This is a genomic window from Cryobacterium arcticum, assembly GCF_003185895.1.
In the GTDB taxonomy this organism is placed as follows: domain Bacteria; phylum Actinomycetota; class Actinomycetes; order Actinomycetales; family Microbacteriaceae; genus Cryobacterium; species Cryobacterium arcticum.
Window position 1 is genome coordinate 938,043 of the sequence record NZ_QHLY01000012.1, and the last position, 15,255, is coordinate 953,297.

The following is a 15,255-nucleotide window of genomic DNA, read 5'->3' on the forward strand; positions in this document are numbered from 1 at the left end:
GTCCAGAAAGTCTCGTTCCATGATGGCACACCCATCGGCCGCCGCACGGCGTGCCGTCAGCAGCTCACCTTCCACCGCAACTTTCCCTGTGAAAAGAGACCTCCGAATGCCCCGACCGGGAATTCTTCGTTCCGCTCCGCGCTCCGCGACCCTCGCAGTCCTGGCCGGAACCGCTGTCATCGGACTCGCCCTGACCGGATGCACCAGCGCCGCGCCGACGGGTGACACCGCCACGGCGGTCGAGGGAGGCACTCTGACGTATGCCTCCGGTGACGCCGAGCCCACCTGCCTGGACCCGCACGTCGGCGGGAACTACCCGCAGGCGCTGGTCAGCGGTCAGTTCCTCGAGTCGCTCGTCTCGCTCGACAGCGACGGCACGGTCATCCCCTGGCTGGCTGACAGCTGGACCGTGAGCGACGACGGATTGACCTGGGAATTCACCCTCAAGGATGGCGTCACGTTCACCGACGGCACCGCGTTGGATGCCGCTGCCGTGCAAGCCAACATCGCCCACCTGCAGGACCCGGCGACCGGGTCCTCGACCGGGTACCTGGCCCTGGCCAAGGTCACCGGCACCGAGGCCGTCTCCGACTCCGTGGTGCGCCTCACCCTCGCGCAGCCCGACAGTGCCCTGCTCGAATCGCTCTCCCAGCCGTGGCTGGCCATCGAGTCCCCTACCGCCCTGGAGCGCAGCCAGGACGAGAACTGCGCCGCCCCGGTGGGCACCGGCCCGTTCATCGTCGACTCCTGGGTGAAGCAGAACGCGATCACCCTGGTGCGCAACGACGACTACACCTCGCCGCCCGCGGACGCGGCCCACGACGGCCCCGCCTACCTGGACAGCATCGTCTGGCGGTTCATCCCGGACTCCGCCTCCCGGTACGCGGCTCTGCAGGCCGGCGAGGTGGACGTGATCGACAACGCCCAGCCGGACACCATCACCCAGGCCGAAGCGAGCGACACCATCGTGCACCTGGATGCGCCCCGGCCCGGTGCCTCCAACCGGATCGAGCTGAACTCCGGCAAGGCGCCGTTCAACGATGCAGCAGTGCGCGAAGCGTTCATCCGCTCGGCAAATGTCGATGATGCCGTCGCCAGCCTGTTCCAGGGCAGCGCCGCACGGTCGTACTCCGCCCTCTCCAGCGTTGAGCCGCTCGGAATCTCCCGCCCCGACCTGTTCGATTACGACCCCGACGCCGCCGCCGCCCTACTCGACGAAGCCGGCTGGTCGGAGAAGGACTCAGACGGTTACCGGGTCAAGGACGGCGTGCGCCTCACCGTGGTGTTCCCGGTGAGCACCAACCAGTCCATTCCCGCCGAGCAGTCCCTGTTCGAGCAGATCCAGGCCACGGCCAAGGAGACCGGGTTCGACGTCCAACTGACCAAGCTGGACCTCTCCAGCTGGTACACCGCCCTCGGCAGCAACGCCTACGACGCCGTTAGTGCGCCGTACACCAAGGTCGGCCCCGACGTGCTGCGGATCCTGTTCGACTCCGCCGGCATCACGCCCGCGCCCAGTGGCTACTTCGCGAACCATGCCCAGCTGAGCGACCCTGAGCTGGATTCGCTGCTCGCCCAGGCGAGCGCGACGAACGACGCCGACACCCGCGCCGACCTCTATGCCGACGCGCAGGACATCGTGCTCGAAGGGTTCTACATCCTGCCCCTCTACGACCAGCAGAACCACTTCCTCCTCAGCTCGGCCGTCGAGGGCGCCAGGGCCATGCCCACGGTCTCCACGCCGGCGTTCTACGACGCGTGGCTGACCAGCTGACGCGGGCGCGACTGGGCGGCCTCGGCCGCCGCCTGGCCGGCGCGGTGTTCGTGCTCTGGGCCGTGGCCACCGTCACCTTCTTCGCGGTGCGCATGATCCCCGGCGACCCCGCCGAGGCGATCCTCGGTGGGCCGGGCTCGCAGACGTCGCCGGAGGCACTCGCCGCCGTGCGGGCGGAATACGGCCTCGACCAGCCCCTGCTGCTGCAGTACCTGCACCAGCTGGGCCGCCTCGCCACCGGTGACCTCGGCCAGTCCTACGCCCTGAACATGGATGTCGGCCCTCTCGTAGTCAGCCAGCTCGGCGGCACCCTGGTCCTTGCCCTGCTGTCGCTGACGGTGGCCTGGCTGATCGCGCTGCTGCTGGCCACCTGGTCCACCGGGCGCGGCCGGCTGGCCCGGCAGATCGGGTCGGGCCTGGAGATCGTGGCCGCGGCCCTGCCGCACTTCTGGCTGGCCACCACCCTCATCGTGGTGTTCAGCATCTGGTGGGGTGTGCTGCCCCCGATTAGCACTGCGGATGCGCGGGGCCTTGTTCTGCCGGTCGTCACCCTCGCCATCCCCCTGGCCGGGTTCCTCGGCCAGGTCATGCGGGAAAGCCTGACCGCGGCGCTGGAATCCCCGTTCGTGCTGTCGGCCAGGGCCAGGGGCGAGAGCGAGCGCGGTGTGCTCTGGCGGCACGCTCTGCGTCACGCCGCCCTGCCCGCGATCGGCCTCTCCGGCTGGGCGTTCGGCTCGCTGATCAGCGGCGCAGTGGTGGTGGAGACCATCTTCGCCCGGCCGGGACTCGGCCGCACGCTCCTCAACGCCGTCACCGTGCGAGACGTGCCCGTGGTGATCGGCGTCGTGATGATCGTCGCGCTGGTCTACATCCTGATGACCGTCCTGACCGACCTCGCTTCGCGCCTGGCCGACCCCCGACCCACGACCAGCGGAACCGGAGCCGGCGCATGAGCGAACTCGAGATCCAGGTCGCGGCCGGCGTCGACACCGCCGGCGGTGCCAAGACGGCCGGGCGGGGACGGGTCACCGCCGTCGAGGTGATTGCCGGGCTGCTGGCCGCGCTGCTGATCATCGCCGCCATCGCACCGAGGCTCCTGGCCCCGGGCGACCCCCTGGCCATCGATCCCCGTGCCGCGTTCGGTGCACCCTCCTGGACGCACTGGTTCGGTACCGACGAGTCCGGCCGGGACATCTACACCCGGGTGGTCGACGGCGCCCATGATTCGCTGTTGATCGGACTCACGGCGACCGTGATCGGCCTGGGCCTCGGCGCGATCCTCGGTGTCATCGCCGGCACGCTGGGCGCCGCGGTCGATTTCACCGTCAACCGGTTCCTCGAGGTGCTGTTCGCGTTCCCGGGGTTGCTGCTCGCGCTCCTCTTCATTCTGGTCTTCGGCCCCGGTCCGGGCAGCGCCATCGTCGCGGTCGGGCTTTCCACGGCGCCCGGCTATGCCCGCATCATCCGCGCCCAGCTGATCCGGGTGCGTTCATCGGCGTTCGTCGAGGCGGCCACGGTGCAAGGCCTCTCCCGCCGGCGCATCCTGACCCGGCACATCCTGCCGAACACCCTGGCGCCGCTGCTGGTGCTGGGCACCCTCGGGGTGGGCCAGGCCATCGTCTGGGCTGCCGCGCTGAGCTACCTCGGCCTGGGTGCGCAACCCCCGGCCGCCGAGTGGGGCGCGATGCTCTCGGCCGGGCGCACCTACATCACCTCGGCCTGGTGGATGAGCTTCTTCCCTGGCCTCTTCATCGTGCTGACGGCCGTGTGCGCCACCGCCCTGGGCCGCTCGATCGAACGACGGATGAGGCACGCATGACCCCCGCAGACCAGCTCACCACTGGCCGGCCGCGGCCAGAGGTCGCCCTGACGGTGCAGAACCTCCGGGTGGGTTTCGGCGCCCCCTCGGCCGAGGACGCCGTGCGCGGCGTCTCGTTCGAGGTGCGCGCGGGTGAATGCCTGGCCATTGTGGGCGAGTCCGGGTCGGGCAAGAGCGTCACCGCCCGCAGCATCCTCGGTCTGGCCGGTGCCGGCGCCCGGGTGCGAGCCGATGAGCTCACCCTCGCCGGCGAATCGGTGCTCGGCCTGACCGAGCCGGCCTGGCGCCGCCGCCGCGGCCGGGATGTGGGCCTGGTGCTGCAGGACGCACTGGCGTCCCTTGATCCGCTCCGCCCCATCCATCGGGAGATCGGCGACTCGCTGCGCCTGCACACCCGACTCGACGCCACCGAACGCAGCCGCCGGGTGCTCGAGGTGCTTGACGCCGTCGGCCTGCCCGATCCGCACCTCTATGCGGGCCGGCGTTCCGGTGAACTGTCCGGTGGGCAGCGGCAGCGTGCTCTGATCGCCGCGGCCCTCGTCCTGGATCCCCCGCTACTTGTCGCCGACGAACCCACGACGGCCCTCGACGTGACAGTGCAGGCCCAGGTGCTGACGCTGCTCCAACGGGTGCGGTCCGAGGGCACTGCCATCGTGCTGATCAGCCACGACCTCGCCGTCGTGAGCCGCATTGCTGACCGGATCGTGGTCATGCACGACGGTCGCATCGTGGAGACGGGAACGACCGCGGAGGTGCTGGGCAACGGCCGGCACTCCGAAACCCGGCGGATGCTGGCCGCCGTCCCGGTGGACAAGCCGCGGGGGGCCCGGCTCGCGCCGGCCACGGAAACGCGGCCGGCCGGTCCGGCACTGGTCGCCGACAGGCCGGCGGTACCCGCCGACCCGAGGAACCGGGCTACTCCGGCCGTCCCGCTCGTCGCTCCCGCAGCTCCTCCGGCCACACCCGGCGCCGGTCTGGCACTGGAGGCCGTCGGCCTGTCCAAGACCTTCCGGGGCCCGCACGGCACCATCCACCAGGCGGTCGACAACGTCTCCTTCCGGCTTCAGCGCGGCAGCACGCTGGGCATCGTCGGCGAATCAGGCTCGGGCAAGACAACGACCGCGCGGCTGGCCTTGGCGCTCACCGCGGCGGACGCCGGAGAGGTGCGCCTGCTCAACGAACCATGGAGCACGCTGCCCGAGCGCGACCGGCGGGCCCGGCGCCCGTTGATGGGCGCCGTCTACCAGGACGTGCTCGCATCGTTCGACCCCCGATTGAATGTGCGCGAGATCTTGCAGCAGGCCGTGACCGGCCCGGCCTCCGCAGGTCGGGCGCGCGGCCGACGCTCCTCCGCCGCCCGCCGTGGCGAGGCCGCCCGGGTCGGGTCCTTACTGGACGAGGTCGGCCTGGCCTCTGGCCTGTTGGAACGACGGCCCGCCGACCTGTCCGGCGGTCAGCGACAGCGGGTGGGCATCGCCAGGGCGCTGGCCTCCCGGCCACAGGTGCTCATCTGTGACGAACCGGTCTCGGCGCTGGACGTGAGCGTGCAGGCACAAGTGCTCGACTTGCTCGACGAGCTGCAGCGCGAACTGTCCCTGAGCCTGCTGTTCATCTCTCACGACCTGGGCGTCATCCAGCACGTCAGCGATGAGGTCGCCGTGATGCACGACGGCCGTATCGTGGAGACCGGCACCGCCGCGGAGGTCTTCACCGCTCCGGCGCATCCGTATACCCGCGCCCTGCTGGCGGCTGTGCCCCGCCTGATCTGAACCAGGGCCGGTCCGGCCGAAAGTCCGCCCCATCCGGGCACCCGCTGAGGGCGGCCGGTACCCTACGCTGAGCCATGTGTTCTCTATTGTGACCTCGACGCTTCGGCTGGCTGCATCCAAGTGGCCGGTTCTGTTGGCGCTCTACATCGCCGGCTGGCTTGCCCGGTACCTGGTGATCGAGGTCGCCGCCTTCGTGGGCACCACGGACGCGCTCTCAGCGTTCCTCATCATGCCCGTCGCCATCCTCGCGCGACTGGCGAGCTTCATCGGGATGTTCTTGGTGTTGCGCCCCGGCATGCCCGCGTTCGCGGATCTCGCTGCCAGTGGGGAAGACTCTATCGATCGCACCGAAGAGGCCCCCGCGCCCGCCGGGCCCAGCGTGCAGGAGCTGTTCCTGGCAAGCATCCTGCCGTTCTTCGCGTTCTACGCGGCCTGGCAGTTTCTGCGCGATGACACATTGCAGTACGCGGCGGCCGCGCTCGAGAAGATCAATCCGTTCGCGGACACCGACACCTCGGCCGGCGTGCTCAACCTGCAACTCACCTGGGCGTCCGGCGCGGCCATCGTGATCGCGTTCACCGGTCGGTACCTGCTTCGGCGCTACCGCGACAAGCTGCCGCGCTGGACCGCGGTACTGACCGTGTACCTCGAAGCCGTCTGGGTATATCTCACCGTGTTCCTGATCAGCACGTACCTCTCCCAGTTCGATTCCTGGGTGGCGAATCGTACGGCGATGCATTGGATCGCTGACCTTCGAGGCATGCTCGGCGACCTGTTCGCACCGATCGGTGTCGCCTGGGACGTCTCTGCCTGGGCCATCGGCGAGGCCGGTGCCCTGGTGCTGCTCCCCGTCGCCTGGCTCGCCCTGGCGGGCATCGTCTACGGGCGGGCGCTCACCGCGGGGCCCTTCCTCATTCGAGTTCCGCAGAATCGCTACGCCGACAGGGTTCGCACCCGCTACTCCCGCGTGCCCAAAGCGATCTCCCGCCGGTTCGCGGATGTCGGCGGCGGCTTCGTCGGACGGTGGAAGCCGCTGGCAAACGCCCTGACCCTCGTCTGGCGAGCCGGGGTGGTGCCGATGGGCATCTTCGTGCTGGCCTACACCGCGATCGAAGCGGCCGGCTCGTGGTTGGGCTTCGGTGCCATCCGACTGATCGGCGCCCACGACCTGGAGTCGTGGTGGATGAACGTGGACGGTGCCCTCATCTTCGGGATCGACGTTCTGCTCGAGCCGCTGCGCATCTGCCTCATCGCCGCCGGCTACGACTACTGCCTGCGTCGGCTGAGCGAGCGCCGGGACGCCGCTGCAGTCGCCGAACCCGCTCAGGCTCCGGCTTCCGTCTGACAAGAGCCGCGCGGCTCACTCCAGGGCGAACCTGGCGTACTCGGGCAGTTCGGTGACGACGGAAATGCCGACGGTGAACTCCGATGACTCCCCCGCGTCTGTGGGAACGATGAATTGCGCGTCGAAGGTGTACGGCGTCTTCAGCTCTGAGCTGCAGGAGACCAGGTCCGGTCCGGAACCATCGAGGGAGATCGCTCCCCCATTGGCCCAGCTCCGCGTCGGGGTGGTCCCGCCGGACTCCTCCAGGCGCACCGTGCACAGGTCAGGCACGCCATCCGGTCCGAAGCCCGTCGGATCGACCCGCACGGTGACGACGACGAGGTCGGTTCCGTCGGGCAGGTCGCGTTCCCGCCCGGCAGAACTCGTGCCCGGCACGCGTTCGGTGGCCACGATGCTCCAGCGGGCGTTGCCGTAGTCGAGCGTTTCACCGGCTGCGGCATCCACCGGCCGGCTGGGCCATTCCTCGAAGTAGCCGATCCACTGGTTCGCGAACATGATGCCCAGCGTCGCCGGCAACAGCACCGCAATCGCGACAAGCGCCCAAGCGTTTCGTCTGAGCCACCCTGCGGGCTTGAGGGTGCGCTGTTCCGTGGTGGTCACTGGTCGCCCCACTCCGGGAAGTCGACGTCGAGGCTCTCCTGCACGGGGAGGTCGGTGAGGTCGACCGGCATGACGAGCAGGGAATCCACCCGTGGGTCCGAGTTGAGGGCGAGTTCGAGGGTGGCAGTCGCGGCCGCGTCGCTCGCTGCCAGGTCTGCGGGAAGTTCGAAAAAGAGCGGACCGGTCAGGGGGATCCCGGTGGCGAGCCTGACGCTGACCACGGTGGCGTTGCCCGGTCGGGTCGAGGCGCTGAAGCGCGTGTCGCCCACTCGCAGGACCGCCGTGCCGAACACGGCACCCTCATCGGTCTCCACCGCCTCCACGCTGAGGTCGACGACGACCCAGACCCCGGCGGTGCCGCCGGCCCAGCCGTTCCCGGCGGTCACGGACTCGGTCACGGCGACCGAGTGCACGGTGGCCCGGATGTTGCGGCCGGTGGCGGGCTCACCGAGGGTGGCCGGCACGGGGATCGGCGACTGCTGCAGGTCCCGATCCGGCGCGGTGTGCAGGACGAGCGCCGCGACGGACAGGATGGCCACGAGCACGGCGCCGTTCGCGGCATGGCGCCAGCGGGATGTCCCCAGGCTCATTCCGACACCCCCGCACCCACGTCGTCGAGGGTCAGGTCGAGGGTTGCTCGCACCACCGGGTCGTCGTACAACCCGCCGTAGGTCAGCTCCCCCTCGCTGATCTTGACCCGGTCGAGCAGCTGCACTTCGATCGGGTCTCCCTCCGCGACGGTGTCGGCGACCTCCCAGACGAACGCGAGCTCGACGGGCACCCCGGGTTGCACGACGGCCTCGTCACTGCCGTCGTTGATCACCAGGATGCTGGCCGGCGGCGTCGCCACCGGCAGGCCGTCGACGCCGGCTACCCGGATGGTGTCGGCCTGGATGCCGCTCAACACGACGGGGCCCGTCGGCACACTGCCCAGTCGGAGGGGGCCGGTAGTGGTGTTCTCCACGACGGCCCGCACGACGAGCAGCCGAAAGCCGTCCTCGGGAATGAGAAGTTGCTCGGGAAAGGCGTCGATCAGCAGCGCCTGGCTGACGGCAATCGTGAGTTCGGCACCGATGTGGGTGTCACCCGTCTCGAGAACCGGCGCGGCCTGCACCGGGGCGTCATCGAGCCCGCCGAACACCGCAGAGACGGCCAGGAAGACCCCGGAGATGCCGGTGAGGAGCCACGCGGTCGGCAGGCGGTCGTAGAGGTGCCGCACACCCTGGCGCCAGGAACGGCGCTCCTTGGGCGAGGTCGCCGTCACCTGACGTGGCCGCTACTCGAATGGGGGGTCATGGGGCCATAGTACCGAGCGGGCTCCTCCTGCCCGTAGCTCTGGGCAAAACGGACAGCGGAAGATCCACCGGCTGCCGCCCGAAGGATCCGCCGTTCCGCCACAAGCGGCCGGTGACGCGTCTGAGAAGACTCCCAAACAAGGCCCGGATCAGCCCGTTCGGAAGGTCGCCGCGCCAGTGACGGCACAGGATCGGCTAGATTGGATCAGCACTACTGAAGGCACCTCACCATCGACACGGTGCCGCGAATACTGAATCGGAGAGTCATGACCAGCGCTGAACGCGTTCCCGAAAAGCCCGCCCTCGAAGGGCTGGAAGCGAAATGGGAAACCAGCTGGGAGGCTCAAGGCACCTACCGCTTCGACCGCGCCGGCGCCACGAAGCAGTCGATCTTCTCCATCGACACTCCCCCGCCGACCGCCTCGGGCTCGCTGCACATCGGCCACGTCTTCAGCTACACCCACACCGACGTCGTCGCCCGTTTCCAGCGGATGCGCGGCAAGAGCGTCTTCTACCCGATGGGTTGGGACGACAACGGCCTGCCCACCGAGCGCCGGGTGCAGAACTTCTACGGTGTGCGCTGCGACCCGTCGCTGCCGTACACGCCCGACTTCGTGCCGCCCTTCGAAGGCGGCGACGGCAAGAGCACCAAGGCCGCCGACCAGCTGCCGGTGAGCCGGCGCAACTTCATCGAACTCTGCGAACGCCTCACCGTTGAGGACGAGAAGCAGTTCGAGGAACTCTGGCGCACCCTGGGACTCTCCGTCGACTGGACACAGAGCTACCGCACCATCGCCCCGGAGTCGATCACCGCCTCCCAGCGCGCCTTCATCGGCAACGTCACCCGCGGCGAGGCCTACCAGGCCATGGCGCCCACCCTCTGGGACGTCACCTTCCGCACCGCCGTCGCCCAGGCCGAGCTGGAAGACAAGGAGATGCCCGCCGCGTACCACCGGGTCTCCTTCCACAAGCCGGATGGCTCCACCATCGAGATCGAGACGACCCGCCCGGAGCTGCTCGCCGCGTGCGTGGCCCTGGTGGCACATCCCGACGACGACAGGTACAAGCCGTTCTTCGGCAGCACCGTGCGCACCCCGGTCTTCGACGTCGAGGTGCCCATCCTGGCGCACCACCTCGCCCAGAAGGACAAGGGCTCGGGAATCGCGATGATCTGCACCTTCGGCGACGTGACCGACGTGGTCTGGTGGCGCGAACTCGACCTGCCCAACCGCGCGATCATGGGCTTCGACGGCCGCATCATCGCCGAGGCGCCCGACGTCATCGTCACCCCGGCCGCCCAGGCCGCCTACGCCCAGCTGGCCGGCAAGACCGTGTTCTCGGCCAAACAGGCCATGGTCGACCTGCTGCGCGCCTCCGGCGACCTGATCGGCGATCCCAAGCCGATCGTGCACCCGGTCAAGTTCTTCGAAAAGGGCGACAAGCCGCTCGAAATCGTCTCCACCCGCCAGTGGTACATCCGCAACGGCGCCCGCGACGAGAAGCTGCGTGCCCGCCTGATCGAACACGGAACCGCACTGCAGTGGCATCCTGAGTTCATGCGCGTGCGCTACGAGAACTGGGTCAACGGCCTCACCGGTGACTGGCTGGTCTCCCGCCAGCGCTTCTTCGGCGTTCCGCTGCCGGTTTGGTACCCGCTCGATGCCGACGCCAACCCCGTCTTCGACCAGCCGATCATCGCGACCGCCGACCTGCTGCCGGTCGACCCGTCCTCCGACGTCGCCCCCGGTTACTCGGCCGACCAGCGTGGTGCGGCCAACGGCTTCGTCGGCGAGGTCGACGTGATGGACACCTGGGCGACCTCATCGCTCACCCCGCAGCTCGCCGGCGGGTGGGAGCGCGACCCGGAACTCTTCGATCTCGTCTACCCGTACTCCCTCCGCCCGCAGGGGCAGGACATCATTCGCACCTGGCTGTTCTCCACGCTGCTCCGCGCCGAGCTCGAGCATGGCGAGTCGCCGTGGAAGCACGCCGCGCTGTCGGGCTTCATCGTGGACCCCGACCGCAAGAAGATGTCCAAGTCCAAGGGCAACGTGGTCACCCCCGCCGATGTGCTCGTGCAGCACGGCTCCGATGCGGTGCGCTACTGGGCCGCCTCGTCGCGGCTCGGCACGGATGCGGCGTTCGACCCGAAGAACCCCACCCAGATCAAGATCGGTCGACGCCTCGCGATCAAGATCCTCAACGCCAGCAAGTTCATCCTCGGCTTCGCCGGCGATGACGCGGCTCCCGTGACCGAGCCCGTCGACAAGAGCATGCTCGCCCGTCTCGACGTCGTGGTCGCCCAGGCGACCGCCGCGTTCGAGGCGTTCGATCACGCCCGTGCCCTCGAGTTGACCGAGAGCTTCTTCTGGACGTTCTGCGACGACTACCTCGAGCTGGTCAAGGAGCGCGCGTACGGCGAGGTCGGGCCGGAGCAGGCCTCCGCTGTGGCGGCGCTCCGCCGGGCACTGTCCACCCTGCTGCGCCTGTTCGCGCCGTTCGTGCCCTTCGCCACCGAGGAAGCCTGGTCCTGGTCGAACGACGACTCGGTGCACCGTGCCTCCTGGCCCGTCACGGCGGAGACCCCCGCCGACGGCGCCGGGGAGATCGCGTTGCTGGACCTGGCCAGCCGGGCCCTCACCGGCATCCGTCGGGCCAAGACCGACGCGAAAGCATCACAGAAGTCTGCTGTCACCTCCGCCACGATTGGCGGCTCGGCAGCAGAGGTGGCCCTGCTCGCGCAGGTCGCCGCCGATTTGAAAGCAGTAGGCCGTATCGCGGACTTGACGTTTGTCGAGGCCGATGAGCTGGTTGTGACTGATATCGTGCTCGCCACGGTGTCGGAAATCTAAAAGGAGAACCGTATGTCTGTTACCGTCCGCCCGCTGGGTGACAAGGACTTCTTTCCGTGGCTCGGCCTCTTCGAGGGGTACAGCGAGTTCTACCAGAGCGACCTGACCGACGAGAAGGCGCTGCGCGTCTGGAGCTGGGTCATCGACAAGAACCACGATCTCGACGGTGCTGTCGCGGTCAATGAAAACGGCGACTTCGTCGGCTTCACGCTCTACCGGGCGTTCCCGCGCACCCTCTCGGGTGACGTCGGACTGTTCGTCGACGACCTGTTCGTGGCGACCGACGCTCGCGAGGACGGCGTCGGCCGCGCCCTGCTGGACTTCGCGAAGGAATACGCCAAGTCCCACGGCTACCGTCAGCTGCAGTGGATCACCGCCGCCGACAACGAGACCGCGCAGAAGCTCTACGACGAGGTCGGCACCCGCACCAGCTGGGTCACCTACGAAGCGGAGGTCTAGACATGCAGCTCGGTACCCGCTGGGCCCTCGGCGCCGAGCCGCCGGCCGGCCTGCCCGAGGTCGTGGTGATCGCCCTGCAGGCTGTCGAGGGGGACCTGGCCGGCCTGGCAGAGGACACCAGTGCCTGGCGTTGGACGCTGACCTGGCTGGAGGGCAACCCGGTGATCGAGCTCGACGACGGCACCGTCATCCGGTTCGACCCGAAGGAAGACAGCGCCACCATCACCCAGCCCGCTGTGGTGATGGATGACGAGGACGACTGGATCTAGGCGCTGACCGGGCCGGCTCTTCGCCGGCTCAGCCTGTGCGCACGGCGATGATCTCGCCGTGCGGCAGGCCGAACCACCCGTCTGGATCGGCTGCCCAGTGGGCCCAGGCGTCGCTCATTCCGCGCAGGTCGGCCAGCCCCGCCGCCCCGCTCTCGATCGCGATGGCTGCGAAGTCCGGGTCGAGCATGCGCTCCGACCAGGACAGCCCCCACCATTCCCGCTCGGCCGGGGACGCGAAGCACCACATCGATGCGCTACACCTCACTTCGTCGAAACCGGCCAGCCTGGCCCACGCTTTGAGCGCGCGGCCGGCATCGGGCACGCCGCCGGTGAACTCCTGTACGGCGCGGTAGACCTCCCGCCACGCCGCCAGGCCCGGTAACTTCGGATACCAGGCGGCGGCGACGTAGTCCGCATCCCGCGCAGCGAGGATGCCTCCGGGCCGCAGCACCCTCCGCATCTCCCGCAACGATGCCACGGGGTCTGCCACGTGCTGCAGCACCTGGTGCGCGTGCACGACATCCACGGATGCATCCAGTGCCGGCAGGTCGCTCACGTCACCGCGCAGGAACTGCACCGTTGTCACCCCCTCGTCGTCGGCGAGCCCGCGGGCCTGCTCCACCTGCTCGGAGTCAGCATCCACGCCGATCACGATGCCAGGGGCCACCCGTCGGGCCAAGTCGAGGGTGAGCGTGCCGGGGCCGGACCCGACATCGAGCACGGTCTGACCGGCTCGGAGGTGCGGCAACAGGTAAGCCGCGGAGTTCTGCGCAGTGCGCCAGGTCAGGACCCTCGGCAGGTGCTGACCGCCGAGCGGTCGGCCCGGCTGCGCTACCGTCTGCGGTGCCGTCTCCTGTCGCTCCGGGGTGTCGCTCATCCCCACACCATACGACTCGATCGCACTGTGCGCATCCGCCGCGTGCGTGCTGCCCGGCCGGGCAATCCGGTCTGAGTCCTAGGCTGGGTCCATGTCCGACTCCTCGAATCCGTTCCTCGCCCCCAGCACGCTGCTCTACCAGCTGCCGCCCTTCGCCGAGATCAGGGACGAGCACTACCGGCCGGCGTTCGAAGCCGGCATGGCCGAGCAGCTCGCCGAGATCAGAGCAATCACCGCCGACCCGGCCGAACCCACCGTGGAGAACACCCTCGTGGCCCTCGAGCGGAGCGGCCAGGTCCTGCGGCGGGTCGCGACGGTCTTCTTCTCACTCAGCTCATCGGATTCCACTGAGTTCGGCACCGCGCTCGAAGAAGAACTCGCTCCGCTGCTCGCCGCCCACCACGACGCCATCCGGCTCGATCCTGCCCTGTACGCCCGGATCGCCGCGCTGCACGAGAGCCGGGACTCCCTCGCGATGGAGCCGGAGACCGGGTATCTGCTCGAGCGCTATTACACCGAGTTCACCCTGGCCGGGGCGGGGCTCTCCGACGACGACAAGGTCACCCTTCGTGAGCTGAACATGCGCCTGTCCACCCTCACCACCCGCTTCGAGAAGAATCTGCTGGCCGACACGAACGCGCTGGCCCTGGTGCTCGACGACGTCGCCGATCTCGACGGGCTGGGCGACGGCGAGATCTCCGCCGCCGCTGAGGCGGCCCGGGAGCGCGACCTACCGGGTAAATACGTGATCACGCTGGTGCTGCCGACCAGCCACCCCTACCTCGCGTCACTCACCAACCGGTCGGTACGGGAACGCCTGCTCGCCGCATCCCGGGCACGCGGCATCCGCGGCGGCGAGCACGACAACAGGGAGCTGGTGCTGGACATCACCCGGCTGCGCGCCCGGCGGGCCCGGTTGCTCGGCTTCGGCAGCCATGCCGCCTACGTCACGGCGGACGAAACCGCGAAGACTCCCGAGGCGGTCGCCGACATGCTCGGCCGGCTGGCTCCCGCCGCCGCCCGCAATGCACGCGCAGAGCAGCAGGCGCTGCAGGCTGCTGTGCGGGACAGCGGCGCTGACTTCGACCTGGCCGCCTGGGACTGGGCGTTCTACACCGAGAAGGTGCGTCAGGCCCGGTACGAGGTCGACGCGGCCGCGATGCGACCGTACTTCGAACTGGAGCGGGTTTTGCGCGACGGGGTGTTCTTCGCGGCCACCCGGCTCTACGGCATCACCTTCGCCGAACGCGGGGACCTCACCGCGTGGAACCCGGAGGCACGGGTCTTCGAGGTCAGCAATGAAGACGGCTCACCGCTCGGGCTCTACATCGTTGATTTCTACACCCGGGACTCCAAGCGCGGCGGCGCCTGGATGAACTCCCTCGTGTCGCAGTCGACGCTGCTCGGCACGCCGACCATCGTGACGAACAACCTCAACCTGGCCAAGCCGGCCGCCGGCTCCCCCACCCTGCTGAGCTTCGACGAAGTCACCACCCTGTTCCACGAGTTCGGCCACGCCTTGCACGGGCTGTTCGCGCAGGTCACCTACCCGCGGTTCTCCGGCACCAACGTCTACCGCGACTTCGTCGAGTTCCCCAGCCAGGTGAACGAGATGTGGATGCTGTGGCCGGAGGTGCTGCAGAACTACGCCAGGCACTATCGCACCGGCGAGGCGCTTCCCCCGGAACTGGTCGACCGCATCCGGGAGTCGTCGACCTTCAACGAGGGCTTCGGCACCAGTGAGTATCTCGCTGCGGCGCTACTCGACCAGGCCTGGCACTCGATCGACGCCGACGCCGAGGTGACCGATGTGGCCGCATTCGAGGCGGCGGCACTCGCCGCGGTCGGCCTGGACAACCCGGTGGTACCCACCCGCTACGCCAGCACCTACTTCGCCCACACCTTCTCCGGCGGCTACGACGCGGGTTACTACTCCTACATCTGGAGTGAGGTGCTCGACGCCGACACAGTGGCCTGGTTCACCGAGAACGGCGGCCTCACCCGCGCCAACGGCGACAGGTTCAGGGACCGCCTGCTCGGCGTCGGCGGCAGCGCCGACCCCCTGGCCGCCTACCGCGACTTCCGTGGCCGCGACGCCCAGATCCAGCCCCTTCTCGACCGCCGGGGCCTCAACTAGCACCACGGCCGCCCGCACTCGCCACCCCGGCAACTGTTCCCCGCGCGGAGTTCTGGCAA

General features: G+C 69.1%; 13 protein-coding genes. 9 read left to right on the top strand and 4 right to left on the bottom strand.

Going from position 1 to position 15,255, the window contains the following annotated elements; translation table 11 throughout:
• Window positions 1-106 precede the first annotated feature (106 nt).
• From CTB96_RS14060 to CTB96_RS14080, 5 genes are all read left to right on the top strand, one after another.
• Window positions 107-1,774: an ABC transporter substrate-binding protein gene (locus CTB96_RS14060; protein WP_110127478.1), complete on the top strand. Its 1,668-nt coding sequence runs from the start codon at window positions 107-109 to the stop codon at window positions 1,772-1,774.
• Window positions 1,759-2,727, top strand: a complete 969-nt coding sequence (locus tag CTB96_RS14065; protein ID WP_219993264.1) for an ABC transporter permease — start codon at window positions 1,759-1,761, stop codon at window positions 2,725-2,727. The genes CTB96_RS14060 and CTB96_RS14065 overlap by 16 nt, the downstream gene beginning before the upstream one ends.
• A complete protein-coding gene (locus tag CTB96_RS14070; protein WP_110127479.1) occupies window positions 2,724-3,593 on the top strand; it encodes an ABC transporter permease in 870 nt (289 codons plus the stop codon). The genes CTB96_RS14065 and CTB96_RS14070 overlap by 4 nt, the downstream gene beginning before the upstream one ends.
• On the top strand, window positions 3,590-5,362 hold the full coding sequence (locus CTB96_RS14075) for a dipeptide ABC transporter ATP-binding protein (RefSeq protein WP_110127480.1): 1,773 nt from the start codon (window positions 3,590-3,592) through the stop codon (window positions 5,360-5,362). The genes CTB96_RS14070 and CTB96_RS14075 overlap by 4 nt, the downstream gene beginning before the upstream one ends.
• Window positions 5,363-5,438: 76 nt before the next feature.
• On the top strand, window positions 5,439-6,707 hold the full coding sequence (locus CTB96_RS14080; RefSeq protein WP_110127481.1) for a hypothetical protein: 1,269 nt from the start codon (window positions 5,439-5,441) through the stop codon (window positions 6,705-6,707).
• Between the two features lie 15 nt (window positions 6,708-6,722).
• Here the strand turns inward: CTB96_RS14080 and CTB96_RS14085 are convergent, their stop codons facing one another.
• From CTB96_RS14085 to CTB96_RS14095, 3 genes are read right to left on the bottom strand one after another with little or no spacing between them, the layout of a single operon-like run.
• Window positions 6,723-7,307: a hypothetical protein gene (locus CTB96_RS14085; RefSeq protein WP_110127482.1), complete on the bottom strand. Its 585-nt coding sequence runs from the start codon at window positions 7,305-7,307 to the stop codon at window positions 6,723-6,725.
• A complete protein-coding gene (locus CTB96_RS14090) occupies window positions 7,304-7,897 on the bottom strand; it encodes a hypothetical protein (RefSeq protein ID WP_110127483.1) in 594 nt (197 codons plus the stop codon). Before CTB96_RS14090 ends, CTB96_RS14085 begins: the two co-directional genes overlap by 4 nt.
• On the bottom strand, window positions 7,894-8,571 hold the full coding sequence (locus CTB96_RS14095; protein WP_146215823.1) for a hypothetical protein: 678 nt from the start codon (window positions 8,569-8,571) through the stop codon (window positions 7,894-7,896). The genes CTB96_RS14090 and CTB96_RS14095 overlap by 4 nt, the downstream gene beginning before the upstream one ends.
• 297 nt (window positions 8,572-8,868) lie before the next feature.
• On the opposite strand from CTB96_RS14095, the gene valS reads away from it, so the two are divergent.
• From valS to CTB96_RS14110, 3 genes are read left to right on the top strand one after another with little or no spacing between them, the layout of a single operon-like run.
• Window positions 8,869-11,454: a valine--tRNA ligase gene (valS, locus tag CTB96_RS14100; protein WP_110127485.1), complete on the top strand. Its 2,586-nt coding sequence runs from the start codon at window positions 8,869-8,871 to the stop codon at window positions 11,452-11,454.
• 12 nt (window positions 11,455-11,466) lie between these two features.
• Window positions 11,467-11,913: a GNAT family N-acetyltransferase gene (locus CTB96_RS14105; protein ID WP_110127486.1), complete on the top strand. Its 447-nt coding sequence runs from the start codon at window positions 11,467-11,469 to the stop codon at window positions 11,911-11,913.
• A gap of 2 nt (window positions 11,914-11,915) precedes the next feature.
• A complete protein-coding gene (locus CTB96_RS14110) occupies window positions 11,916-12,182 on the top strand; it encodes a hypothetical protein (protein ID WP_110127487.1) in 267 nt (88 codons plus the stop codon).
• Between the two features lie 28 nt (window positions 12,183-12,210).
• On the opposite strand, the gene CTB96_RS14115 is transcribed toward CTB96_RS14110, so the two are convergent.
• A complete protein-coding gene (locus tag CTB96_RS14115; RefSeq protein ID WP_110127488.1) occupies window positions 12,211-13,059 on the bottom strand; it encodes a class I SAM-dependent methyltransferase in 849 nt (282 codons plus the stop codon).
• A 91-nt stretch (window positions 13,060-13,150) separates the two neighbouring features.
• On the opposite strand from CTB96_RS14115, the gene CTB96_RS14120 reads away from it, so the two are divergent.
• The gene (locus CTB96_RS14120) at window positions 13,151-15,196 is read left to right on the top strand and encodes a M3 family metallopeptidase (RefSeq protein ID WP_110127489.1); all 2,046 of its coding nucleotides are present in this window, start codon (window positions 13,151-13,153) and stop codon (window positions 15,194-15,196) included.
• The last annotated feature ends 59 nt before the right edge of the window (window positions 15,197-15,255 follow it).

Bases quoted from the DNA above. Each gene is read 5' to 3' on its own strand.
- CTB96_RS14060 (WP_110127478.1), top strand. From the start codon at position 107: ATGCCCCGACCGGGAATTCTTCGTTCCGCTCCGCGCTCCGCGACCCTC.
- CTB96_RS14070 (WP_110127479.1), top strand. From the start codon at position 2,724: ATGAGCGAACTCGAGATCCAGGTCGCGGCCGGCGTCGACACCGCCGGC.
- CTB96_RS14075 (WP_110127480.1), top strand. From the start codon at position 3,590: ATGACCCCCGCAGACCAGCTCACCACTGGCCGGCCGCGGCCAGAGGTC.
- CTB96_RS14090 (WP_110127483.1), bottom strand. From the start codon at position 7,897: ATGAGCCTGGGGACATCCCGCTGGCGCCATGCCGCGAACGGCGCCGTG.
- valS (WP_110127485.1), top strand. From the start codon at position 8,869: ATGACCAGCGCTGAACGCGTTCCCGAAAAGCCCGCCCTCGAAGGGCTG.
- CTB96_RS14105 (WP_110127486.1), top strand. From the start codon at position 11,467: ATGTCTGTTACCGTCCGCCCGCTGGGTGACAAGGACTTCTTTCCGTGG.
- CTB96_RS14110 (WP_110127487.1), top strand. From the start codon at position 11,916: ATGCAGCTCGGTACCCGCTGGGCCCTCGGCGCCGAGCCGCCGGCCGGC.
- CTB96_RS14115 (WP_110127488.1), bottom strand. From the start codon at position 13,059: ATGAGCGACACCCCGGAGCGACAGGAGACGGCACCGCAGACGGTAGCG.
- CTB96_RS14120 (WP_110127489.1), top strand. From the start codon at position 13,151: ATGTCCGACTCCTCGAATCCGTTCCTCGCCCCCAGCACGCTGCTCTAC.